Annotated in this window: 23 protein-coding genes; 15 read left to right on the forward strand and 8 right to left on the reverse strand. The window is 71.7% G+C overall.

From position 1 onward, the window contains the following. Entirely contained in the window at positions 1-1230 is a 1230-nt protein-coding gene (locus tag AC2D9U_RS15100; RefSeq protein ID WP_484750354.1) for an LL-diaminopimelate aminotransferase, read from the reverse strand. A 65-nt stretch (positions 1231-1295) separates the two neighbouring features. Beyond that, positions 1296-1823 (reverse strand): hypothetical protein, encoded by a 528-nt coding sequence (locus AC2D9U_RS15105; protein ID WP_484750356.1) that lies wholly within the window; start codon positions 1821-1823, stop codon positions 1296-1298. 190 nt (positions 1824-2013) lie between these two features. Here AC2D9U_RS15105 and AC2D9U_RS15110 point away from each other — a divergent pair, with 190 nt between their 5' ends. Then, positions 2014-3780 carry a PHA/PHB synthase family protein gene (locus AC2D9U_RS15110; protein WP_484751189.1) on the forward strand — a complete coding sequence of 589 codons (1767 nt, stop codon included), beginning with the start codon at positions 2014-2016 and terminating at the stop codon, positions 3778-3780. Positions 3781-3916: 136 nt separating this feature from the next. On the opposite strand, the gene AC2D9U_RS15115 is transcribed toward AC2D9U_RS15110, so the two are convergent. The 4 genes from AC2D9U_RS15115 to AC2D9U_RS15130 form a co-directional block, all read right to left on the reverse strand. Further along, positions 3917-4606: a lipid-binding SYLF domain-containing protein gene (locus AC2D9U_RS15115; protein ID WP_484750358.1), complete on the reverse strand. Its 690-nt coding sequence runs from the start codon at positions 4604-4606 to the stop codon at positions 3917-3919. 76 nt (positions 4607-4682) lie between these two features. Continuing rightward, a complete protein-coding gene (locus AC2D9U_RS15120; protein ID WP_484750360.1) occupies positions 4683-5348 on the reverse strand; it encodes a histidine phosphatase family protein in 666 nt (221 codons plus the stop codon). Between the two features lie 9 nt (positions 5349-5357). Then, a complete protein-coding gene (locus AC2D9U_RS15125; protein ID WP_484750362.1) occupies positions 5358-6524 on the reverse strand; it encodes an EAL domain-containing protein in 1167 nt (388 codons plus the stop codon). Continuing rightward, positions 6521-7609: a hypothetical protein gene (locus AC2D9U_RS15130; protein WP_484750364.1), complete on the reverse strand. Its 1089-nt coding sequence runs from the start codon at positions 7607-7609 to the stop codon at positions 6521-6523. The genes AC2D9U_RS15125 and AC2D9U_RS15130 overlap by 4 nt, the downstream gene beginning before the upstream one ends. Before the next feature lie 151 nt (positions 7610-7760). Between AC2D9U_RS15130 and rfaE1 the strand changes: the two genes are divergently transcribed. Continuing rightward, positions 7761-9263, forward strand: a complete 1503-nt coding sequence (gene rfaE1, locus AC2D9U_RS15135; protein WP_484750366.1) for a D-glycero-beta-D-manno-heptose-7-phosphate kinase — start codon at positions 7761-7763, stop codon at positions 9261-9263. Positions 9264-9275: 12 nt separating this feature from the next. Here rfaE1 and AC2D9U_RS15140 read toward each other — a convergent pair whose 3' ends face one another. After that, the gene (locus AC2D9U_RS15140; RefSeq protein ID WP_484750367.1) at positions 9276-10475 is read right to left on the reverse strand and encodes a glycosyltransferase family 4 protein; all 1200 of its coding nucleotides are present in this window, start codon (positions 10473-10475) and stop codon (positions 9276-9278) included. Positions 10476-10686: 211 nt separating this feature from the next. Here AC2D9U_RS15140 and AC2D9U_RS15145 point away from each other — a divergent pair, with 211 nt between their 5' ends. The 4 genes from AC2D9U_RS15145 to AC2D9U_RS15160 all read left to right on the forward strand — a co-directional run bounded on the left by AC2D9U_RS15145 (position 10687) and on the right by AC2D9U_RS15160 (position 14022). Then, entirely contained in the window at positions 10687-11616 is a 930-nt protein-coding gene (locus AC2D9U_RS15145; RefSeq protein ID WP_484750369.1) for a glycosyltransferase family 2 protein, read from the forward strand. An 83-nt stretch (positions 11617-11699) separates the two neighbouring features. Further along, positions 11700-12047, forward strand: a complete 348-nt coding sequence (locus AC2D9U_RS15150) for an Hpt domain-containing protein (protein ID WP_484750371.1) — start codon at positions 11700-11702, stop codon at positions 12045-12047. Positions 12048-12053: 6 nt separating this feature from the next. Continuing rightward, positions 12054-13598, forward strand: a complete 1545-nt coding sequence (locus AC2D9U_RS15155) for a sigma-54-dependent transcriptional regulator (RefSeq protein WP_484750373.1) — start codon at positions 12054-12056, stop codon at positions 13596-13598. Positions 13599-13641: 43 nt separating this feature from the next. After that, entirely contained in the window at positions 13642-14022 is a 381-nt protein-coding gene (locus AC2D9U_RS15160) for a hypothetical protein (protein WP_484750375.1), read from the forward strand. Between the two features lie 112 nt (positions 14023-14134). Here AC2D9U_RS15160 and AC2D9U_RS15165 read toward each other — a convergent pair whose 3' ends face one another. Next, the gene (locus tag AC2D9U_RS15165; RefSeq protein ID WP_484750377.1) at positions 14135-14836 is read right to left on the reverse strand and encodes a hypothetical protein; all 702 of its coding nucleotides are present in this window, start codon (positions 14834-14836) and stop codon (positions 14135-14137) included. A 193-nt stretch (positions 14837-15029) separates the two neighbouring features. On the opposite strand from AC2D9U_RS15165, the gene AC2D9U_RS15170 reads away from it, so the two are divergent. Genes AC2D9U_RS15170 through AC2D9U_RS15210 form a run of 9 tightly spaced genes read left to right on the forward strand, consistent with a single transcriptional unit; the run spans position 15030 to position 22702 of the window. Further along, entirely contained in the window at positions 15030-16103 is a 1074-nt protein-coding gene (locus AC2D9U_RS15170; protein WP_484750379.1) for an ABC transporter substrate-binding protein, read from the forward strand. Positions 16104-16105: 2 nt separating this feature from the next. Further along, positions 16106-17197, forward strand: coding sequence for an ABC transporter ATP-binding protein (locus AC2D9U_RS15175; RefSeq protein ID WP_484750381.1), 1092 nt, complete (start codon positions 16106-16108; stop codon positions 17195-17197). Then, the gene (locus AC2D9U_RS15180) at positions 17194-18066 is read left to right on the forward strand and encodes an ABC transporter permease (protein WP_484750383.1); all 873 of its coding nucleotides are present in this window, start codon (positions 17194-17196) and stop codon (positions 18064-18066) included. The genes AC2D9U_RS15175 and AC2D9U_RS15180 overlap by 4 nt, the downstream gene beginning before the upstream one ends. Positions 18067-18070: 4 nt before the next feature. Then, positions 18071-18877 (forward strand): ABC transporter permease, encoded by an 807-nt coding sequence (locus AC2D9U_RS15185; RefSeq protein ID WP_484750384.1) that lies wholly within the window; start codon positions 18071-18073, stop codon positions 18875-18877. A 2-nt stretch (positions 18878-18879) separates the two neighbouring features. After that, complete coding sequence (locus AC2D9U_RS15190; protein ID WP_484750386.1) at positions 18880-19623, forward strand: arginase family protein; 744 nt, start codon at positions 18880-18882, stop codon at positions 19621-19623. Beyond that, the gene (locus AC2D9U_RS15195; RefSeq protein ID WP_484750388.1) at positions 19620-20246 is read left to right on the forward strand and encodes a hypothetical protein; all 627 of its coding nucleotides are present in this window, start codon (positions 19620-19622) and stop codon (positions 20244-20246) included. The genes AC2D9U_RS15190 and AC2D9U_RS15195 overlap by 4 nt, the downstream gene beginning before the upstream one ends. Continuing rightward, positions 20243-20989, forward strand: a complete 747-nt coding sequence (locus AC2D9U_RS15200) for an arginase family protein (protein WP_484750390.1) — start codon at positions 20243-20245, stop codon at positions 20987-20989. Before AC2D9U_RS15195 ends, AC2D9U_RS15200 begins: the two co-directional genes overlap by 4 nt. A gap of 52 nt (positions 20990-21041) precedes the next feature. Continuing rightward, on the forward strand, positions 21042-21992 hold the full coding sequence (locus AC2D9U_RS15205; RefSeq protein WP_484750392.1) for an agmatinase family protein: 951 nt from the start codon (positions 21042-21044) through the stop codon (positions 21990-21992). Further along, positions 21989-22702: an IclR family transcriptional regulator gene (locus AC2D9U_RS15210; RefSeq protein ID WP_484750394.1), complete on the forward strand. Its 714-nt coding sequence runs from the start codon at positions 21989-21991 to the stop codon at positions 22700-22702. Before AC2D9U_RS15205 ends, AC2D9U_RS15210 begins: the two co-directional genes overlap by 4 nt. Positions 22703-22940: the final 238 nt, after the last annotated feature.

Consider the following 22940-nt stretch of genomic DNA (forward strand, 5'->3'; position numbering starts at 1 on the left):
TCAGGCGGCGTCCACATCCATCGCGTCGTTGGGGGCCTCGACCGGGCCGGCATTGTCGGCGGTGAGGAAGGCCTTGATGCCGCGCATCGCCTGGCGGATGCGCTGGCTGTTCTCCACCAGCGCGATGCGCACATGCCCGTCGCCATGCTCGCCGAAGCCGATGCCGGGTGCGACCGCGACCTTCGCCTTGGCCAGCAGCAGCTTCGAGAAATCGACCGAACCCAGGTGCCGGAAGCGTTCCGGGATCGGCGCCCAGAGGAACATCGAGCCCTCGGGCGAGGGCACGTCCCAGCCCGCGCCGGCCAGGCCCTTCACCATCACGTCGCGGCGCTCGCGGTACAGGTCGCGCATCTCGGCCACGCAATCCTGCGGGCCGTTCAGCGCGGCGGCGGCGGCGATCTGGATCGGCGCGAAGGCGCCGTAGTCCAGATAGGATTTCACCCGCGTGAGCGCCGAGATCAGCCGCGGATTGCCCGCCGCGAAGCCCATGCGCCAGCCCGGCATGTTGTAGGTCTTGGACATGGAGGTGAATTCCACCGCCACATCCTTCGCCCCTTCGACCTCCAGGATCGAGGGCGGCACCAGCGAGCCGAAATAGATCTCGGAATAGGCAAGGTCGCTCAGGATGAAGATCCCGTGCTTCTTCGCGAAAGCCACGACCTGCTTGTAGAAGTAGAGATCCGCCAGCAGCGCCGTGGGGTTCGAGGGGAAGTTCACGATCAGCGCGGTCGGCTTGGGCACGGAATGCCGCACCGCGCGATCGAGCGCGCTCAGCATGTCGTCATCGGGCGTATGCGGCACAGAGCGCACGGAAGCCCCCGCCAATACGAAGCCGAACTGGTGGATCGGGTAGGAGGGGTTGGGCACCAGGATGGTGTCGCCCGGCGAGGTGATGGCCGCGGCGAGGTTGGCGAGCCCCTCCTTGCTGCCGAGCGTGGCGACGACCTCGGTCTCGGGATTCAGCTTCACGTTGAAGCGCCGCTCGTAATAGCCGGCGAGCGCCTTGCGCAGGCCGGGGATGCCCTTCGACATCGAGTAGCGATGCGTGCGCGGATCGGCCACGGCCTCGACCAGCTTGGCGACGATGTGCGGCGGCGTGGGGCTGTCGGGGTTGCCCATGCCGAGATCGACGATGTCCTCGGCCGCCGCGCGGGCCTTGGCCTTGGCCGAGTTGACCTCGGCGAAGACGTAGGGCGGCAGGCGCCGGATGCGGTGGAACTCCTCGGTCATCGTCGTCTTGTCCAAAGTGGGAGGTGGATCGTGGCAGGCAGGGGGGGCGGGTATACCGCAGCCCTTCACGGGCGGCGAGGCACCAGAAGGTCGGCGCTGGGCGGGGCGGGTACGCCCAGGAAATCGGCCGGCCCGGCGGGGGGCAAGGTGGGTGCGGGCGCTTCCGGCGCGGCCACGGCCGGTGCCAGGGCGGGCGCACCGCGCGGCAGGCGCAGATCGGGCGCGCCGGGCGGCCCCTCGGCCAGGCTGCGGGTCAAGGCCGGCGCCAAGGGTTGCGCCGTTTGGGGTTCCGCCGCCCGGGCACGATCGGCGGCGAGCTGGTCCGACAGCGCGGTCAGCGCGGCGCGGTCCACCGGCTCGGGCCGCGGCGGCAGGCTGCCCAGCGTGGGGAAGGGCCGTTCCAGCCCCGGCGGCGGCAGGCGGCCTTCCAGATGCGCGCCGAAGACATTGGCGATGGTGATGCGCGGGTCGATATCCGCCGGCACGGCGCAGCCCGCGAGCGGCAGCAGGGCAGCGAGGACCAGCAGCCGGTGTCGCGCTTGATCGCGCCCGCCGCCCCTCCTACCCTGCACAGGCTTCGCACCCAGGCTCATGGCATTCCCGTTCTTTCGCGGTCGAGGGTTACCCCGAACCGTGATGCGGCGAAAGCGCCATCGGGGCCTGGGATCCAGGCCGGGCGGATCAAGGAAGAGACGGCGCATGGCGCAGAACGGTCAGGCCAATGCCAGCCAGGGCAATGCCAGCCAGGGCGAAGGCAGCGACAGGGAGGGGCCGAATTTCCGCATGCCGGACCCCGCGGTGGTCAGCCGGACCATGGCCGATGTCGCCGAGCGTGGGCAGCGCATCGTCGGCGATTTCCTGAAGCGCCAGGCCGAGGGCGGCAATGCGGGGCCCGATCCGCTCAACATCGGCACCGCCTTCCTCGACATGACGACGCGGCTGATGAGCAACCCCGCGCGGCTGATGCAGGCGCAGATCGGTTTCTGGCAGGACTACCTGACGCTCTGGCAGAACACCGCCCGGCGCATGCTGGGCGAGCCGATCGCCCCGGTGATCGAGGAATCCCGCACCGACCGCCGCTTCAAGGACGACGCCTGGCGCGAGAACGAGGTCTTCGACTTCATCCGCCAATCCTACCTGCTCTCCGCGCGCTACTTCACCAACGTCGTGCAGGGTGCGGAGGGGCTGGACAACAAGACGGCGCAGAAGGTGGATTTCTACACGCGGCAATTCGTCGATGCGATGAGCCCCTCCAACTTCCTGATGACCAACCCCGAGGTGCTGCGCCGCACCGCCGAGACGGGCGGGGAGAACCTGCTCAAGGGCCTGTCGAACCTGCTTTCCGACCTCGAGCGCGGCAAGGGATCGCTGCGCATCCGCATGACGGACGACAGCAAGTTCAAGGTGGGCGAGAACATCGCCGTCACGCCCGGCAAGGTGGTGTACCGCAACGCGCTGATGGAACTGATCCAGTATGCGCCCGCGACCGAGAGCGTGCTCAAGCGCCCGCTGCTGATCCTGCCGCCCTGGATCAACAAGTTCTACATCCTCGACCTGCGCCCGAAGAACAGCTTCATCCGCTGGGCGGTGGAGCAGGGGCACACGGTCTTCGTCGTCTCCTGGGTCAATCCGGATGAGACGCTCGCGGAATACGGCTTCGACGCCTACATGAAGCAGGGCGTCTTCGCCGCGCTCGAGGCGATCGAGGCCGCGACGGGGGAGAAGCAGGTCAACGCCATCGGCTACTGCCTCGGCGGCACGCTGCTGGCCACCACGCTCGCCTACATGGCGGCGAAGAAGGACACGCGGATCCGGACCGCGACCTATTTCGTGACGATGACGGATTTTGCCGAGGCCGGTGAACTCGGCGTCTTCATCGATGAGGAACAGCTCGCCGGGCTCGAGGAGAAGATGCAGCGCCGCGGCTTCCTCGACGGGCGCGAGATGGCGACCACCTTCAACATGCTGCGCGCCAACGACCTGATCTGGTCCTTCGTGGTCAACAACTACCTGATGGGCCAGGAGCCCTTTCCCTTCGACCTGCTCTACTGGAACGACGATTCCACGCGCATGCCGGCGAAGATGCACAGCTTCTACCTGCGGCGCATGTACCAGCAGAACGATCTGGTGAAGCCCGGCGGCATCGAGATCGACGGCGTGCCGCTGGACCTGCGGAAGATCAAGGTGCCGAGCTACCTGATCTCGACGCGCGAGGACCACATCGCGCCCTGGAAATCCACCTATCGCGCGACGCAGGTCTATGCCGGGAAGGTGCGCTTCGTGCTCGCCGCCTCGGGCCATATCGCCGGCGTGGTGAACCCGCCCGGCAGCGGCAAGTACAGCCATTGGGTCAATACCGACCTGCCCGCCGACCCCGATGAGTGGTTCAAGGGCGCCACCGAGCTCGCCGGGTCCTGGTGGCCGGACTGGCAACGCTGGATCCTGGCCGAGGACCGCACCCAGGTGCCCGCGCGCATCCCGGGCACCGGCGCGCTGCCCGCGCTGGGCGATGCGCCGGGCGAGTATGTGAAGGTGATGGCGAAGGATTAGACTTTATTTGCCCTCAGACGGCGGGCGGTGGCATCCGCCGCCTTGCCTTCGCGCCACGTGGCGCGGCGGCCATTCGGCCGCTCGCCCGCCGACGGCGGGCGCCCTGTCATGGTCCTCAGGCGCCGGGCGCCTGGCCTCAGGGCGTGCCGAAGCGCATCAGCATGGCGCGCAGCGGATCGGCGCCCGGGTTGTGCGCTTCCATCCGCACCACGATCTGCTGGGCGGAGTAGGGCCGGCCGTAATAGGCCTCCGCCTCCTGCGGCCGATGCGTCAGCACCGAGCCCGCAAGCGACAGCCCCGCGAAGAGCCCGCGCGAGCGTGCCACCGTCACGATATCCGCCCCGGCGGCCGAGGTGGTGCCACCCTGCAGCCCGGCCCCCACCGTCGCCATCGTCATGGAGACATCGGCGCCGAGCGTGAACTGGTTCGTCATCACCGCCTGCAGCGCCCGGTCGGTCATGATCATCATCATCACCGTGGCGTCCTGGATGCCGATCTGCAGCCCGACGCTGCCCGAGCCCAGCCCGTAGAAGGCGGGCGAGGACCAGGATCCGCCGCCGTCGCGCGCCACCAGCACGCAGGCCCCGCCCTCACCGCCGAAGATGAAGCTGGCGCGGAAGACGCGCGGGCAGATGATGACGGCGCGGGCGCGCTTCAGCCAGGCGATGCTGTCGGCATTGCCCTCGCCGGTGGTCAGCACCTCCTGCACCGCGAGCGTGGCGCGGTCCACCAGGGTCTGCTGCGCCTGCTGGGCGCGGGCGGGGTTGGCGAGCATCGCCGCCCCGAGCAGCAGGCCGGCAAGGCGTAGGCATGTGAGACGAAACATGAAGCGCCCCCGGCAAGTTACGGATGGGCTTGACTCTACAGCCTGCCGCCCCCCGAGTCCAAGGGCGAGTCGATGGCTAGAGAACGGCGCCTTCGTGGCGCCGGCGGGGGGTCTCCGACGCGGTGGTGAAGGGTTCCTCATTCACCGCCGCCACGCGCCAGTCGCGGTCATGCCGTTCCAGCCGCGTCATCGACAGGTTCTTGATCGAGAAGATCAGCGCCTGGTGCGCGGAGAGGCCCATCGCATGGGCGACCGAGGCGCGGATCGACCCGCCATGCGCCACCACCACCACATCGCCATCGGGGTTGGCGTCCGCCAGGGCTTCCAGCACCGGGCCGACGCGCGCCACCACATCGTCGAAGCTCTCGCCGCCCGGCGGTTTCTCGGCCGCGCCATGCGGCCAGAAGGGATGCGGCGGATGGCGCAGCAGGGCCGAGAAGGCCTCATGCGACAGGCCCTGCCACTCGCCCAGCCCCTGCTCGATCAAATCGGGTTCGACGGCCAGGGGGGCCTCCGGGTAGCCGGCGGCGAAGATGGCGGCGGCGGTCGCGCGGGTGCGCGACAGCGGCGTCACCACCCAGCGCGCACCGGGCGGCAGCCGTGCCGCCAGCCAGCGATAGCTCGCGGCTTCCTCCTGCAGCGCAAGGTCGCAGAGCGCGACATCCATGCTGCCATACATGATCGTGCGGGCGGAGGGTTCGACCAGCGCGTGGCGAACCAGGAAGAAGCGCGTGACGGGCATGGCTCGGCCTTACCCCTCCCGGCGCCTTTCGACTAGCGGGCCCTGGAACAAGGTGATGCCGATCTCCCAGCCCCAGGCGATGGCGGCGGGGCGATCGACGCCGGTCAGCACCACCAGCGGCGCCTGGCCCGGCTGGCCCAGCAGCGTGGCGACGCTGGGGCCGGGAATGCCCGGCAATTCGGCCGACCAGCGCAGCCGCACCACGTCGATGCCGAGCCGCGCGGGCGGCAGCAGCGGCAGCAGCGTCGCCGGCGCATCGTCCAGCGCCAGGCGGAAGCCATGCCCGCGCGCCAGGTCCCGCGCCGCGACGAAGCCGGCCGGGTCGGCCAGCGCATCGCGCGGGGCGATGCCGATGGTCACACTCTCCCGCCGCCCGGCCGGCAGCGCGGCCTCGAAGCGGCCGAAGCCGCCGCTGAGGATGGTGGCGGGGTGCAGCGCCAGCCCGGTCGGCCGCCAGTGCCGCTGCGCGAGGGGGCGGACGAGTTCGGCCAGCAGGCGCTGCTCCGCGCTGCGCGCCAGGCGGCGCTGCAATTCGGGAGCCGCGGCGATGTCGATGCCCGGCAGCACGGCCTCGGCCAGGGCGTCCCATTTGAGGCGCCGGTCCTCCCAGGCGAGGCGGGCCGGGCCCCCTTCCGGATCCAGCCGGCAGACCGCCTGCAGGGTGGTCACGGGTTCCAGATCCGCCTGGCCGATGGCGCGCTCGGCGGCGACGAGGTCGGTGCTGGCGATCGGCACGCCGCGCGGCCGTGCCGGCGGGGGGGGCGCCTGGTCGGGGTCCAGCCCCAGGCTGTGCGCCGTGGCGGCCAGCAACTGCGCCGCCTCCTCCGGCAGGCGCATGGCGCGCACGACCTCGGTGGCGCTGGCATCGAGCGCGCGCAGCAGGGCGATGCGCGCCGTTTCCAGCCCGAGGGCGGGCGGCGGGGCCACGGCCACCACATCGCCGTTCGGTAGGTCGAAGACGCGGGTGCGCCCGGCCGCCATCAGCGGTTCCAGCACGTCGCGCAGCAGGCGCTGGTGGTGCGGGCGGCGCAGCTCCGGCGCCAGGGCGCCGATGCGCAGGTGCAGCACGTCGCGCACCGCATTGGCGGCCACGCTGTCGCGCACCAGCGCGGCGAGTTCCGCGGCCGCGCGGGTGCCCAGCGCCCGGCGCTCGACATCCGTGCCCAGCCCGCTCATGCCGCGCTGCCTTCCAGCGCCGCGATGCCCAGCGCGCCCGCCCAATCCCGCGCGGCGGGCGTCTCCACGCCCGAGAGCACCAGCCGCGCCGGGTCGATCCGCCGCAGCGCGAGCATGGCGGCGGGGCCGGTCAGCGCCTCGGACCAGTGCAGCCGCAGCAGGTCGGCCGGCAGGGCATCGGTGTGGAGCAGCGGCAGCAGCGCGGGCGCCAGCCCGTCCAGCTCTACGCCCCAGCCGCGCGCGGCGAGCGCAGCGCGCCGCAACGCCAGGGAAGGGGGATCGGCAAGTTCCTCGACCGTGAGCGTCGCCATGAGCCGGCGCGGCCCGGCGCCGGGGCCTTCCCCGCCTGGGGCCAGCAGGGCGGGCGGCACGGGCAGATGCAGCGGCCCGCCGCCCGGCGGCGGGATGCCGAGCAGCGATCGCGCCTGGCCGGGGTCCGCGATGCCGCGCAGCAGCCGCGCCGCCAGGGCCTGCGCGGCGTGGCGCAGCAGGTCCGCATCCGTGCCGAGCCCGCCGAGGCGCGCCTGCAGCGCCCCGCGTGCGATTTCGATACGCAGGAAGCCCGGCCCGCCGCTGCGCCGGCCCAGGCTGCGGCCCAGCAGCGGCGGCAGCGGCACGGCGGCGAGCCAGGCATCGAGCCCGGCAAGGTCCGGCCCGGCCTCGCCGGCCTCGCCGGTCGCGTAGCGGCGCAGCGCCGGCAGGTCGCCATCCAGCGACCAGAGCTGGGTCAGGCTGCCGCCCAGCAACCGGTCGAGCAATTGCCGCAGCCGGGCGGCGCGTCCGGCCTCGGCCCCGACCAGCACCAGATCGCCCCCGGGACCGTCCACCACCTGCCCGCCTGCGGCCTGGGCGCCTTCCTGCAGCAGGGCGCGGGCGACGCGGCGCTGGTGCGCGGCGGCGGGGGTCACGCCCAGCGCGACACGCCCCGCCCCCTGCCGCAGCGCCTGGCGCAGCGCGACCTGTAGGGGCGCCTCGTCGGCCGGGGCGGCCGGAGGCTCGCTCCCGGGACGTTCGCTCCCGGGGCGTTCGCTCCGGGGGGCCGTCCTGGCCGGCAGGGCCGCCGCGAGGCTGGGTGAAGCGTGCATGATTCTCATGGCCACGGGGCGGCGGAGGCGCCGGCCCGGCCCGAGCTTGCGGCCGCAGGGGTTGAGGAAACCTCAACGCGGCAGCGGCCCGTGGCGGCTTTGTCACGCGGCTGCCTTGCGCGGTGGGGTGGGGTTGCGCTAGCCAAGCGAAATGCAAGGCCCAGAGCCCGCCGACCGCCCGACGCCGGAAATCCCCCCAATTTCCCCTAGGGGCGACCTGGCGGAGGCGATCCGCCAGCTCAAACGCGCCTCCGTGCTCGTGGTGGGCGACGCGATGCTCGACCGCTACGTCTACGGCCAGGTCAGTCGCGTCAGCCCCGAGGCCCCCGTCGCCGTGCTCGGCGTGGAGCGCGAGGTCGCGATGCCGGGCGGCGCGGGCAATGTGGTGCGCAACCTCACCGCGCTGGGTGCCGCCGTCGCCTTCGTCTCGGTGGTCGGCGACGACCAGGCGGGCAGCGACCTCACCGGGCTGATCGGCGGCCAGCCGAATGTCGAGCCCTGGCTTCTGGTCCAGGGCGGGCGCGCCACCACGACCAAGACGCGCTTCATCGCCGCCGGCCAGCAATTGCTGCGCGCCGACCATGAGATGGCCGGCCCGATCCATCCGCGCCTCGCCGAGCGCATGGTGCGCATCGCCGCCGATGCGGTGGCCGCGACCTCGGTGATGGTGCTCTCCGACTACAACAAGGGCGTGCTCTCCGGCGACACGGCGCAGAAGCTGATCGCCGCGGCGCGGGCGGCGGGCCGGCGCGTGGTGGTGGACCCCAAGGGCACCGACTATGCCCGCTATGCGGGGGCCGACCTCATCACGCCCAACCGCGCCGAACTGCGCCAGGCCACGGGCTGCGAGAGCGATGCGGAATCGGCGCTGGTCGAGGCCGCGCAGGCGCTGCGGGCGCAGCATGATTTCGGCGCCGTGCTGGTCACCCGCAGCGAGGACGGCATGACGCTGGTCGAGGCCGGCGGCGTGCGCCATTTCCCGGCCGAGGCGGCCGAGGTGCATGATGTCTCCGGCGCGGGCGATACGGTGGTGGCGGTGGTGGCCGCTGGCCTCGCCGCCGGGCTCGCGCTCAGCGTCGCCGCGCGGCTGGCGAACATCGCGGCCGGCCTCGTCGTCGGCAAGGTCGGCACCGCCGTGGCGCGGGAGGCCGAGCTGCTGGAGGCCCTGACCCCCGAGCGCGGCGCGCTGCGCAAGGTGGTCTCGCGCGCCGGCGCGATCGAGCAGGTGGAACGCTGGCGCCGCCGCGGCTGGCGCGTGGGCTTCACCAATGGCTGCTTCGACCTGCTGCATCCGGGCCATGTCCACCTGCTGGAACAGTCGCGCGGCTGGTGCGACCGGCTGGTGGTCGGGCTGAACAGCGATGCCTCCGTGAAGCGCCTGAAGGGCGCGGCAAGGCCGATCCAGGGCGAGGCGGCGCGCGCCGCCGTGCTGGGCTCCCTCGCCTCGGTCGATCTGGTCAGCGTCTTCGACGAGGACACGCCCGTGGAACTGATCCGCGCGCTGCGCCCCGACGTGCTGGTGAAGGGCGCCGACTACACGGTCGAGACGGTGGTGGGCGCCGATCTCGTCACCGGCTGGGGCGGCGTGGTCCGCCTGGCCGAGCTGCTGCCCGGCCAGAGCACCACCGCCACGGTTGCCCGCATCAAGGGCTGAACCGGCTCTTCCTCAGCCCTCGCCGCGCGGCAGCAGCTGGGCGAGGGCCGCGGCGCGGTCCTCGACCGTCAGCCCGTGCAGCACGCGGTCCCGCCCGGCACGGCCGATATGCCGGCGCTGTTCCTCCGGCATCATCACCAGCCAGTGCAGCCCGCGCGCCAGCGCCGTCTCGTGGCCCGGCGGCACCAGATGCCCGGCCTCGGCGGGCAGGATCTCGCGCAGCCCGGGCAGGGCGGTGGCGAGCACCGGCAGTTCCAGCGCCATGGCCTGCAGCACCGCGATCGGCACCTGCGTGCTCTGGCCGGGCAGGTTCGGCGCGACGAGGCCGAGATACTGCGCCGCCTCCGCCGCCACCCAGTCGCGCCCGCGCGCGCCCAGGAAGCGCAGATGGTCCGACACGCCCGTCTCCAGCGCCGTGGCGCGCAGCGGCTCCAGCATCGGGCCGGCACCGATCACGTCGATCACCGGCCGCGTCGCCGGCGGCAGGATCGCCAGCGCGCCGATCAGCGCCATCAGGCCCGATTCGGGGACCAGCGGCGTGAGGCAGAGCAGCCGCCCGTTGCGCGGCCGCGCCGCTTCGGGGCGGAACCACCGGGCGTCGAGGCCCTGCGGCACGACATGGATGCGCGCCTGCGGCGCAAGGTCGCTCAGCGCCCCGGCCGTCTCCCGGCTCGGCGCCAGGACGATGTCGGCAGCGTCCAGATGCAGCGGCAGGTCGGGCGCATCCGCCGCCGGGCTGGCCGCGAGCGAGACCCGCAGCCCCGCCAGCCGGCCGCCGATCAGCGCCGCGGTGGCGCCGCTATCGCCGGTGGTCGCATGGATGCCCGCGCAGCCATGCCGAAGCGCGGCGGCGGCGACCCGCGCGCCCAGCGCCAGCGCCTTGCCGGCGGGCATGCCCTGTTGGCGCATCGCCAGCCGCACCGCGCGGGCCAGGCCGAGCGGGCGCGCGAAGCTGCGCTTGAGGGGGCGTTCCGCCGCCACCGCCGCCACGCGCTGCGCCTCGGCCACAAGGTCCGGGTCGGCGCCATAGCCCTGCGGGCCCAGCAGGAAGGGCAGGATGGGTCGGCCCAGGCTGCGCAGGCCCGCGATCTCGGCCGCGAGCAGCCCGGCATCGCCGCCATCCGCGTCGGGCTGGTCGGGCAACAGGTACAGCAGGGGCGTGCGCGCCTGGGTGGTGCGCGGTGCGACAGGGCCTTCCGAGTCGAACGGCATCGTAGAGGTCTCCGCTCTGTTTTGGGGCGGCCTGTCGCATGCGCCATGCCATGCAGATTGCGGCCCGCGTCGCGCGGGACGGGACCGGAACGACCCCTCGGACACGGTTTTTTTGCATTTTGCAGCGCAGATTGCCGGCACGGCGCCTGCTGCCACGGACCCAGAAGGGGCTCCTCCGGGGCCGCCAGTCAGCAGATCGACGAGGTCCGCCGTGTCCCACCGTACCCAAGCCCAGCCGCGGCTCAGCGTGGTCATCCCCGCCCGCAACGCCCTGCGCTGGCTGCCTGGCGCCATCGCCTCCCTGGGCGGCATGGCGGATCTGGAGATCCTGGTGGTCGATGACGGCTCCTCGGACAGCACGGGCGACTACCTGGCCTCCATCGCCGCGACCGACCGGCGCATCCGCCCGCTGGCGACCCCCGGCCTCGGCCCGGCCGCCGCGCGCAACGCCGCGCTCGCCGTGGCCCGCGCGCCGCTGATCGCCTTCCTCGACGCCGATGACCGCTGGCGGCGCGCCAAGCTGGCGCGGCAGCTCGAACTGCACCGCCTGCATCCGGAGATGGGCTTCTCCTTCACCGATCACCGCCGCTTCGCCGAGGACGGCACGGAGCTTGGCACCGGCTTCGCCCGCTGCCCGGCCTTCGCCGCCCGCCACGCCATGCGGCGCGAGGCCTTCCTGCTCGACAGCGACGCCCAGGCCACGATCTATGCCGAACCGCTGGTCGCCACCTCCACCGTCATGGTCCGCACCGACCTGCTGCGTGCCGTGGGCGGCTTCAACGAGCAGCTTCGCCGCAGCGAGGATTGGGATCTGTGGCTGCACCTCGCGGCCTGCGCGCCGGTGGGTTGCGTGCCGCAGGCGCTGACGGACCGGCTGGTGCGGGCGCGTGACCCGGATGCGCCCGAGATGCTGATGCGCCGCGTCACCGAGGCGCGCGTCGCGGCGGCCTATGCGCCCGCCGTCAGCGCGCTGGACCAGGCCGCGCCGCGGCTCTACCGCCGCAGCCAGCTCGCGACCCAGGCCGACCACGCGGCGCTGGCCGGCCGGCCCGTGCAGGCGGCGCTGCTGCGCCTCTCGGCCCTGGCGCGCGAGCCCCGCGCCGCGCTGCGCACGCCGCTCGTCGGGCAGCGCCTGTCATGAACTTCACACCGCGCTGGGCGTCGAACCTTGTCGAACCGCAGGCTTGCGTTGACCAGCATCGCGCGGGATGCGAGAGGTGGATCGTGAGCGTCATCGACCCTGACATCGCCGGACAGCTTGCCGCGGACCTCCCGCGGGAGGATTTCGTGCGCATCCTGCGGACCTTCGAGACCGATCTGGGCCGCCTGGCGCAGGAGCTTGAGGCTTCCGTTGCGCAGGGCAACCAGGATGGCTATCGCCGCGCCGCGCACAGCCTGGCCGGTGCGGCCGCGGCGGTGGGCGCGACGCGGCTCGAGCGTGTCGCGCGCATCGCCATGGATCACCGCAACCCGGCCGATCCGCGCGCGCTGGCCGTGAGCGTGCGCCAGGAAGCCGCGGCGGCCCTGGCCGAACTCGCCGCCCTGGCCGACAACCCGCCGGGCTCTCGCTAGCGGATCATGGCGGCGGCCGGCGCGCGCATCCTGCTCGTCGAGGACACGCCGACCCAGGCCGAGGTGGCCCGCGCCCTGTTGCGCGACCTCGGCCATGAGATCCGCCTGGCCGAGACCGGCGCCTCGGCCGTGGAACAGGCCCTGTCCTGGCGGCCCGACGCCATCCTGATGGACATCGAGCTGCCCGATTTCTCGGGCTTCGAGGCGATGCGGAGGCTGCGCGCCGAGGGGCTGGAATCGGCCATCATCGTCGTCACCGCGCATGGCAGCGTGAACCATGCGGTGGAGGCGATGCGCGAGGGCGCCGTCGACTTCATCGTGAAGCCCTTCGCCAAGGCACGGCTGACCGTGACGCTCCAGAACGCGCTGGAGAAGCGTGCCCTGGTGAGCGAGCTGGCGGAGGTGAAGGCGCAGCTCGCGCGCGATCGCTTCCTGGGCTTCATCGGCGCCAGCCCGGCCATGCAGGCGGTCTACCGCACCATCGAGAGTGTGGCCGCCAGCCGCGCCAATGTGTTCATCACGGGCGAGAGCGGCACCGGCAAGGAACTGGCCGCCGAGGCGGTGCACAAGGCCAGCCCGCGCCGCGCCAAGCCCTTCGTGGCGCTGAACTGCGGCGCCATCCCGCGCGACCTGCTGGAATCCGAGATCTTCGGCCATGTGAAGGGCGCCTTCACCGGGGCCACCGAGAACCGCCTGGGCGCCGCGCGCATGGCCGATGGCGGCACGCTGTTCCTGGACGAGATCGGCGAGATGCCGCTCGAGATGCAGGTGAAGCTGCTGCGCTTCGTGCAGACCGGGACCTTCCAGCCGGTCGGCGGCTCGAAGGTGGAGCGCGTGGATGTGCGCCTCGTCTCCGCCACCAACCGCGACCCCTGGGCGGAGGTCGAGGCCGGGCGGTTCCGCGAGGATCTCTACTACCGGCTCTACGTCGTGCCGGTGGAGATGCCGCCGCTGCGTGAGCGTGGCACCGACGTGCTGCTGATCGCGCGCCATTTCCTCACGAGCTTCGCGCGGGAGGAACGCAAATCCTTCCGCGGCTTCGCGCCCGAGTCCGAGCGCGCGCTGCTGGCCTATCCCTGGCCGGGCAATGTGCGGCAGCTGCAGAACGTGATCCGCAACATCGTGGTGCTGCAGGATGGCGCGCGGGTGGAGCCCGCCATGCTGCCGCCGATGCTGCTGCGCGCCTCCGGACACGCCCCCGCGCCGGCCCCTGCGCCGGCCTTGGGCACCTCCCGCGCGCCGGAGGCCGAAGCCGCGCCGCCGCTGCATGTCGTCGAGACCACGGCCGAGCCGCCACCCGCGCCCCCATCCCCGTCCTGGGCAGCGCCGCCCCCTGAGCCCGCCGCCCCCCTGCCGGCGCTGGCCGCGCTCGACCCCGCGCCGCAGGTCTTCGAGAAGCTGGCCGTGGTGGAGCGCCGCTACATCCTGGCCGCGCTCGACCACACCGGGCAGGATATCCCGCGGGCGGCGGCGATGCTCGGCATCAACCCCTCGACCATCTACCGCAAGCTGCAGGCCTGGAAGGCCGAGGACGAACGCGGCTTGGCATGAGGCGGGCGGCCCCCCCATGATTGGGGCCAGGAGGATCACGTGCATGGAACCTCTCGACCACGCCGCCGATCGCAGCATCCGCCGCGCGCTGGGCTTCACCGGACTCGCCATCGGCACGGTGATGCTGGCGCTGTCCTATGACCTGCCGCTGGCGCTGCGCAGCGGGGCGGATCTCATGGCCCTTGCCGCCGTGGTGCTGCTGGTGATGGCCTGGCGCGCCCAAGGCACGGATCCGCGCGACAGCGAGACCTGGGCCCTGTTCAGCGCGATGCAGCCGGAATACGCGCTGGGCCTGCGCCGCACCGAGGCGCAGCGCCTGCTGGCGGCGACGCTGCGCCGCCGCCTGCTCTGGCATGCCGAGCGGGTGGGTGCGGCCGCCGTCGCCCTTTGGGCGCTGATGGGGCTGATGCTGCTGCTGCGCTAGAGCACGCTGCGTTCTCATGAATGCAGCCCGTGCTCTGGAAATCATTGCATCCAAAGCAAGAAACGCGTTCAGCGTCGCGGCAGCGCCGCGACCCATCTGAACGCATATTGCTCTAGCGCAGCGGCTCGAGCACCGGCCGCCAGCCGATGTCCTCGTGACGGTGCGACCGGGTGTTGAGGTAGAAGAAGCCAGCAGCATGGAAGCCGCGGCAACAGCGGGCCGTGGCTCGATGCCGGTAGGGCTCCTGTGTCCAGCTGACGGCGCCGAACCAGTGCCAGATCCGGTTGTGAGGATCATCCATGTCGCTGAGGCGCAGGGGTCGCGCCGCGCGCGGCGAGGGCGGGGGCAGACCTTCCACGACCTCGTCGCCGCCGACAAGGCGGTCCCATTCGTTTGCGGGCGAGGCGCCAGCATGCCCGTCTTCCGCGGCGCGGAAGGCGGCGCCGCCGGTCATCAGCCGGCATAGGAAGGGGCGGCCGTCGATCGTCACCTCGCGCCCGGCAACGTAGCCGGCCGCATCCAGGTCGTCCCAGCTCACCCTGACGAGGATCACCCGGTCGCAGATCATGAATTCCCGGCCGCGGTCCTCGATGGCGATCCATCGGAGCCTGTTCTCGGGCGGCTCCGGCGTGTCGCTCAAGCTCCAATGCGCGAAGTCCGGCGCTGGTTCGAACTCAGCGATGTCGCCATTGGTCAGCCCCGGGACGGGGCGGAGGATGCTGACATCCACCAGCCAGGGGCGCTGGGCGCGCGGTAGCGCATGGCCCTTGAAGCGGAGGGAACCGAAGTCCCTCAGCCCGACGAAGCGGGGCATTGGCGTTCCAAACCTCGACTGCTCATTTCATGGTGCAGAATATTCGGGCCAGCTTGCAGATTGTGCAAGCAGGTTGCAGATGGGAGCATGCCTGATCATCTGCCGAATTTCCTTCTTGACCTTCCACGAAGGCGCGCCAAGAATGGAACATGATTTTGTTAGACGGAACAAACTCTCTCGGCACGGAGGCCCCATGAGCCGCTCCCTCGACCTTTCCCGCCGCGGCCTGCTCTCCGCCGGCGCCGCGATCGCCACCCTGTCCACCACCATGGCCCAGGCACAGCAGGGACAGGTCCTCTTCTCCTCCTGGGGCGGCGCCTTCCAGGACGCGCTCCGCCAGGCGATGCTCGCCCCGGCGGCCCAGGCGCTCGGGCTCACCGTGCGCGAGGACACCACAAACGGCATCCAGGATATCCGCGCGCAGATCACCGCTCGCCGCGTCACATGGGATGTCACCGAGCAGGAGCTGCCGACCGCCGAGACGCTGAAGCGGGAGAACGCGCTCGAGCCGCTCGACTACTCTGTCATCAACACCGACGGCATCCCGCGCGCGCTGGTGAACAGCCACTATGTCGGCTTCATCAACTTCACCCGCGTCATCGCGTGGCAGCGCTCGACCTACGGCAACAACGGACCGCAGACCTGGGCCGATTTCTGGGACGTTCGCCGCTTCCCCGGCAAGCGCTCGCTCTACAACCGCGTGAACTACAACCTCGAGGCCGCGACCATGTCGCTCGGCGTGCCGATCGACCAAGTCTATCGAGTCCTCGGGACCCGTGAGGGCATGGATCGCGCCTGGGCGCGGCTGGCGGAGATCGCGCCGCACGTCACGGTCTGGTACCGCGGCGGCAGCCAGGCGGCGCAGCTGTTGCGCGACGGCGAGGTGGACATCATCCACATGGGCCACAACCGCGTGGTCAGCGTCATCGGCTCCGGCCGCCAGGTCGGCTGGCGCTTCGACGGCGGGACGATGGACATCGACGCGCTGATGGTGCCGCGCGGCGCCCCGAACCGCGCCAACGCCATGCGCCTGATCAACGAGATGCTGAAGCCGGACGCCCAGGCGCGCCTGGCCAAGGCGATGCCGCTTGGGCCCGTCAATGCCAACGCCTTTCGTGCCGGCATCCTGACCGAGGAGGAGGCGCTGCAGGTGAACACGCATCCGGCCAACATCGACAAGCAGCTCCTGATCGACCCGAACTTCTACATCGGCCGGCTGGACGAGCTGACCGAACGCTTCGACCGCGTCATGCAGGCGCGGCGCTGAGCATGGACGGCGGCGCCGCCCGGCAGCGCTCCCTGCCGATCAGCGTCCGCGGCCTGGTGAAGACCTATGGCGCGATGCGGGCGCTGGACGACGTCTCGCTCGACATCCAAGCCGGCGAGTTCATGACGCTGCTCGGGCCTTCGGGATCGGGGAAGACGACCCTGCTGATGGCGCTGGCCGGCTTCGTCAGCCCCGACAGCGGCAGCATCCGCTTCGGCGAGGAGGAGATGATCGCCACCTCCCCGCACAAGCGGGGCATCGGGATGGTGTTCCAGAGCTACGCCCTGTTCCCGTTCCTGTCGGTGGCCGAGAACGTCGCCTACCCGCTCAAGATCCGGGGCGTTCCGAAGGCGGAACAGAAGCGCCGGGCCGAGCAGGCGCTCGGGATGGTGCAGCTCGGCGGCTACGGGGAGCGGCGCATCCACCAGCTCTCCGGCGGGCAGAGGCAGCGCGTCGCGCTGGCGCGCGCGATGGTGTTCGAGCCGCGCATCATCCTGATGGACGAGCCGCTTTCCGCGCTCGACAAGAAGCTGCGCGAGCACATGCAGATCGAGTTGAAGGCGCTGCACCGCAAGGTGGACGCGACCATCGTCTACGTCACGCATGACCAGCGTGAGGCGCTGACCATGTCCGACCGCATCGCGGTGATCGACAAGGGACGCATCGCGCAGCTCGACCGGCCGGAGGCGCTGTACCGCCGCCCGCGCTCGCTCTTCGTGGCCGACTTCATCGGCGAATCGGTATTGTTGCCAGTCCACCGCGATGGCGCGACGGTGACCCTCCAGGGCCGCCCGCTGCACCTGGCCGAGCCACCGCCCGCGACCGGCCCGCTGCAGCTCATGATCCGGCCCGAGTTGCTCGTGCCCGATGCGTTGGACGACGGCGCCCACAACCTGATCGCCGGCCAGGTGCGCCAATCCATCTACCAGGGCGATTCCACGCTGCTCCTGGTCGAGGTCGGCGAGGGCCGAGAGGTCAGCGTCCGCATCCCCGCGAGCCGCGCGGCGCAGGGCGCCATTCCGGAAGCGGGTCGCGCCATCAGGCTCGGCCTGCACCGCGACGACACCGTCGTGCTGGCCCAGGACCGCGCATGAGCGGGGCGACCAACGCCGCGGCGCTCGCGCGGCTCCGCACCCGGGAGCGTCGCCTCTTCCTCGGTCTCAGCCAGCCTGCCCTGGTCGTGATCATGGTGCTGGTCTTCCTGCCGGTCTTCTGGCTGTCGGTTCTCTCCTTCCAGGACCGCGCGGGCGACTGGTCGCTTTCGAACTACCGGCGCCTGACGGGCGACCTCTATGTCGAGGCCTTCATCGTCACCTTCGAGATCAGCGCCGCGGTCACGCTGCTCTGCGTGGTGCTCGGCTATCCCCTGACCTACTGGCTGTCGCGACAGCCGCCGCGTCGCGCGAACCTGCTGCTGATCTGCGTCCTGCTTCCCTTCTGGACCGCCGTGCTGGTGCGCACCTACGCCTGGCTCGTGCTGCTGCAGCGCAACGGGCTGATCAACAACACGCTGCTGTCGCTGGGGATCGTGGATGCGCCGCTGCAGCTCGCGCACAACCTGACGGCCAGCATCATCGGCATGGTGCACATCATGCTGCCCTTCCTCGTGCTGCCGCTCTACGCCTCGATGAAGGCGATCGACGGCGACCTGGTGCGCGCCGCGATCGGACTGGGGTCGAGCCCCACCGGCGCCTTCTGGCGCGTCTTCGTGCCGATGTCGCTGCCCGGGCTCTTCGCCGGGGTCGTGCTGGTCTTCATCCTCTCGCTCGGCTTCTACATCACGCCGGCGCTGCTCGGCGGCGGTCGCGTGCAGATGCTGGCACAGCGCATCGAGAGCACGATCACCATCTTCTCGAACTGGGGTGCGGCCAGCGCGCTCGGCGTGGTCCTGCTGCTCATCGCCCTCGGCCTCGTCGCTGTGCTCCATCGTGCCTTTGGCCTCGACCGGCTCTTCGTACGGTAGCGCCATGGACCGCATGCCCGGCGAGAACCCCTGGACGCAGCGCGCACTGGCCTTCTACGGCGCGCTGGTCCTGTTCTTCCTGATGCTGCCCACGCTGATCGTCATCCCGATGTCCTTCTCGGATTCGCAGTACCTGGAGTTCCCGCCGCAAAGCTGGTCGCTGCGATGGTACCGGGCCTATTTCGGCTCGGCGGCCTGGATGGACGCGACCTGGACGTCGCTGGCGGCGGCTGTGCTGACCACGCTGGTCGCGACGCCGCTCGGCACGCTGGCGGCCTATGGGATGCACTGCTCATCCGACCGGGTGAGGAACGCCCTGCAGCCGCTGGTGCTGATGCCGGTGGTGGTGCCCTCCATCCTGGTCGCGGTCGGGGTCTTCCACCTCTATGCCGTGCTCGGCCTCAACTACACGCTGGCCGGCGTCGTGCTGGCGCATTCCGCGCTGGCGATCCCCTTCGTGATCATCACCGTCCTCTCCAGCCTGAAGAACTATGACATGGCGCAGGAGATGGCGGCGCGCAGCATGGGCGCATCGCGCGTGATCGCGTTCCTGACCGTGACGCTGCCGCAGGTGCGCTTCGCGGTGCTGACCGGCGCCTTCCTCGCCTTCATCACCTCGCTCGACGAGGTGGTGGTCGCGATGTTCGTCTCAGGCGGGGAGAACGCGACGATCACGCGGCGCATGTTCAACTCCCTGCGCGACCAGATCGACCCGACGATCGCGGCGATCTCCACCTGTCTCATCGCCGTGTCCGTCCTGGCCCTGGTCGCCGTGCAGCTGGCGGGCAACCGCTCGCGACGGGAGCGCTGAGCATGGTGGCGAGGCCCATCCACCGCTTCGGCGCCTCGGACCGACTGTTCCATGGCGCCGACACCGCCACGCCCGCGGACCTGCATCCGGGCATGTCGGTCCTGCTCGGCGTCGCTGGCGAGGCTGTCCGCGCCCTGCGCGACGCCAGTTGGACGCTGCCGCCGCCCGGACGCCTCGTTGATCTCGGCGACGTCGCCTGCGACGCCGTCGGTGCGGCCGCCGCCTGGGTCCTGGCCCGCGGCGCGCGACCGATCCTGTGCGCCGGTTCGGCGATCGAGGCCGGCGCGCTGCTGGGGGCGGCAAGGGAGCGGCATGAGCTGGGGACGGTGCTGATCTCCGCGCGCCTCGATGCCTGTGGTCCGGCCGGACCCGGCCTTGCGATCGGCGCCCACGATCTGCTGCCCGTCCGCGATGTCGCAACCTGGACCGGCGCGGGCGGGATCATCGTGACGGCCGATGAGGTGGAGACAGCCGGCGGGGCGCCGCTGACCGAGGCCCTGGCACGGCTCGGCCTGCGGCGCGGCGTCGTGCTGCTGGACATCGGCGTCGTCGATACCGGCCACGCCGCCGGTACCGAGACGGTCAATGTCGGCGGGCTGACGCCGGTCGGCTTCGCCGCCGTGCTGGCGGCCCTGCGTGCCGGCATGGAGGTGGCGGCGCTGGCGATCTGTGGCCTGGCCCCGGCGCGCGACCCGCGCGGCCATTCCGAACGCCTCGCCGCGCAGGCGGTAGCGGCGCTGGCATGAGCGACGTCGTCCTGCTGTCGATCCCAACGCTGCTCGGCGCGCCGGCCGCCGAGCTGGACGCGTTGCGCCCGGGCGAGGTGGCCCTCCTCGGCCTCTTCCTCGACCATGGCGACCGGAACCGCTTCGGGGCCCGTTTCGCCGCGCGGCAGATCCGGTATGCCGGCGCGGTCGCACGCCTCGATCCGCCGGGCGGCTGCCGCGATCTCGGCGACCTCAACGTCTTCCCCCTCGAGCCCGCGCGCAACCGCACCGCGCTCGCAAGGCAGCTTGGGCTGGTGCGCGCGGCAGGCGGCAGGCCCGTGCTCGTCGGCGGCAGGCTGCCCCCGGATTGCGCGCTCTCCGCGCTGCTCCCGGGTTTGACGGGCTGGTCGCCGGGGGAGCCGGCGCCCGCCGGCCCGCTCGCCATCAGCCTCGATCTGGACGCCTTGCGCTGGCCGGGCGCGACGCCTCGGCCGTTGGCCGGCTTGCTCGCAGCACTGCAGGCCGTGCCGTCCGGTGCGATCGCTGCCGCCCATGTCACGGGCCTCGCGCCGGAACTCGACGAATCCGGCGCCGTGGAGACGGCGCGCGGCCTGTACGTGCTGCAGACGCTTGTCCGGCACATGCGGGGCGCCTGCCGATGAGGCCGCGCGACGCGCCCCTGCCGCGCATGGCCGGCTTCCTGCCCTTCATGCGCGGCCTGATGGTTGGGCTGGATGCGCTGCGACCCGGCATGGTTGCTGCCTTCGGCGTGCCCGCCGGGACCGGCGGCGAACGCGACGGTCCGCGCGCCTTGCGTGAGACCTCGAGCTATTTCGGTTCGCACTTCAGCGCGAACATGAAGGCGGCGATGGACGTGGACCAGCGCCGCGTGCTGGACGCGGCATCGGTCGCGGGCCGTCTCGTCGACCTCGGCGACATCGACCTCCAGGTGGCGGATCCGCATGCCGCCGTGCCCGCGCTGGTGCGCGCGATCCAGGCCAAGGGTGCGCTGCCGCTGCTTCTCGGCGGCGGCGCCTGGCTCGCCGAGCCGCTCCGCAGGGGGCTTTCGCGGGCGGCGGATGAGCCTGCATTGCTCCGCCCCGGGCAGGATGCACCGCTGCCGGCGGGCCGGCGTGTCGTCGTCGCGATCGACCTCGCCGGCATCGCGGGGCAGTGGCACGGGGGCAGCGCCGTTGCGCCCTTCGATGGCCTCAGCCTCTCGGCCGCCCGCGCCTGGCTGCGCGAGGCCGGTGCGATGGAGGTCGCGGGCATCGCCGTCACCGGGCTCGACCCCACGCGACAGGGCATGTCCACGGTCAAGACCGGGCAGCGCCTGCTGGTCACGGCCCTGCTCGACCTTCTCTACGCGCGCCTCGGCGTGCTGCGGGAGCCCGACCATGTCTGATCCTGTCTTCGAGAGCCCGCTGGCGCGCTTCTTCGATGCAGGCGCGACCGCGGTGGCGCCCGGGCAGCCGGCCTTCATCGGCATGCCCTCCGACGCGACGCATACCAGCCGGATCGGCACGCGCTTCGGCCCGCGGGCGCTGCGGCACGAGACGACGGCGCTGATGCGCCGCCTGCGCCGTGATGCCGACGGAGGCGGGTTGCGCGACATGCGGACCGGCCAGGCCTGGCATCCGGCCGCCCCGGATCGCCTCTTCGATCTCGGCGACGCCGCGATCGACGAGACCGATGTGGGCGCGACGGTCGAGGCCATCGCATCGATGACCGAGCGCGCCGCGCGCGCCGGGGCGCTGCCCGTCGCGATAGGTGGCGACCACTTCAACAGCTACCCCGCCTGCCTGGGCGTCTCCCGTGCCCTTGCCGCGACCGACCCCGGGACCCGCTTCGGCTACATCCAGATCGATGGGCATCTCGACTTCGGTGACCGGCTCGGCGCCTGGGGTGCGTTGAATCACGCGACGAATGCCCGCCGCGTCTCCGAACTGCCGAACATCCTCCGGCCGAACATGGTGTGGATCGGGATCCATGGCTGGGTGGACGGCGAGGACGTCGCCGAGATCGAGGCGATGGGCGGTTTGGTCATCCCGGCTTCCGAGTGGCACCGCGATGGCGCCCGCGCGACGGCGGAACGGGCGCTGGCGCATGCGCTGCGTGGCTGCGACCGGCTGTATCTCTCGATCGACATCGACGCGCTGGATGCCGGCTTCCTGCCCGGCACCGGATCCATCGTCCACAGCGAGATCACGCCGCGGCAATACCTGGACCTGCTCGGCGCGCTCTCTCCGGCGCCACTCTGCGGCATGGACTTCGTCGAGGTGTCGCCACCGCTCGACCCGAGCGGCCGATCGGAACGGATCGCGGCGCGGCTTCTCCTCGAGGCGCTGCGTGCTTATCTGCTCCTCCCGCAGCAAGGCAGCGGGTCCACACCAGCGGAATCGCCATGACCTCGATCACCGAACCCGACCGCGATCCCGGCGACGAGCGCACCGGCGTCGAATCCGTCGAACGCGCCCTGGTGCTGCTCGACGCCCTCGGCTCCGTGGAAGCATCGCTCTCGCTGAAGGAGCTCGCCCTGAAGACCGGGCTGAGCAAGCCGACCATACTGCGCCTCTCGGTCTCGCTGGAGCGTTTCGGCTATCTCGGCCGAGGGTCAGATGGACGCTACCGCCTGGGACCGACGCTGTGGCGGCTCGGCTCGGTGTATCGACAGAACCTGGAGCTCGAGCCCCTTCTCCGGCCGGCGCTGCAGGCCCTTGTCGCGTTGACGCAGGAAAGCGCGTCCTTCTGGATCGCGCGCGGGGCGGAGCGCATCTGCCTCTTCCGCGTGAATTCGCCGCGCAGCGCGCGGAGCCACGTGGACGAGGGCGAGGCATCGCCGCTCGATCGGGGATCGGGCGGGCACGTCATCGCCTTCCACACCGGCGGGCCCACGCCGCACGCCAAGGAGATCCGCGGCGAGGGCGTGCTCGCGACGCTCGGCGAACGGGACCCGGACGTGGGCAGCGTGTCGGCACCGGTGTTCGGCCCGAACCGCGAGTTCCTCGGTGCACTCACCCTCGCCGGCATTCTCGGGCGTTTCGAACCGCATGTGCCGGAGTACAAGGTCATCGTGCGCCAAGCCGCTGCATCGGTGACCCGCCAGTTGGGGGGCTGATCCAGCCCGGACCACGCGCAAGCGCATGACCGCTGCAGGTCGGTGGCGGTCCGCCCGCCAGGATCGCCGGGCGGCCAGGCACCACCATGATCCGGTCAAGCCCATGCCTGGCGCGCAGCGTCGCCCGTGATGCCCAGCGCACGAAGTTCCGACCCATGGCCCGAAGGGCCGGGGCGCCGAATGGCGCCCGGCGCCTATGCGACCCGCCTGGCATCCGAGGGGCACGAAGGTGAAACCT

The sequence above is a fragment of the Roseomonas sp. TF40 genome, from assembly GCF_057219975.1.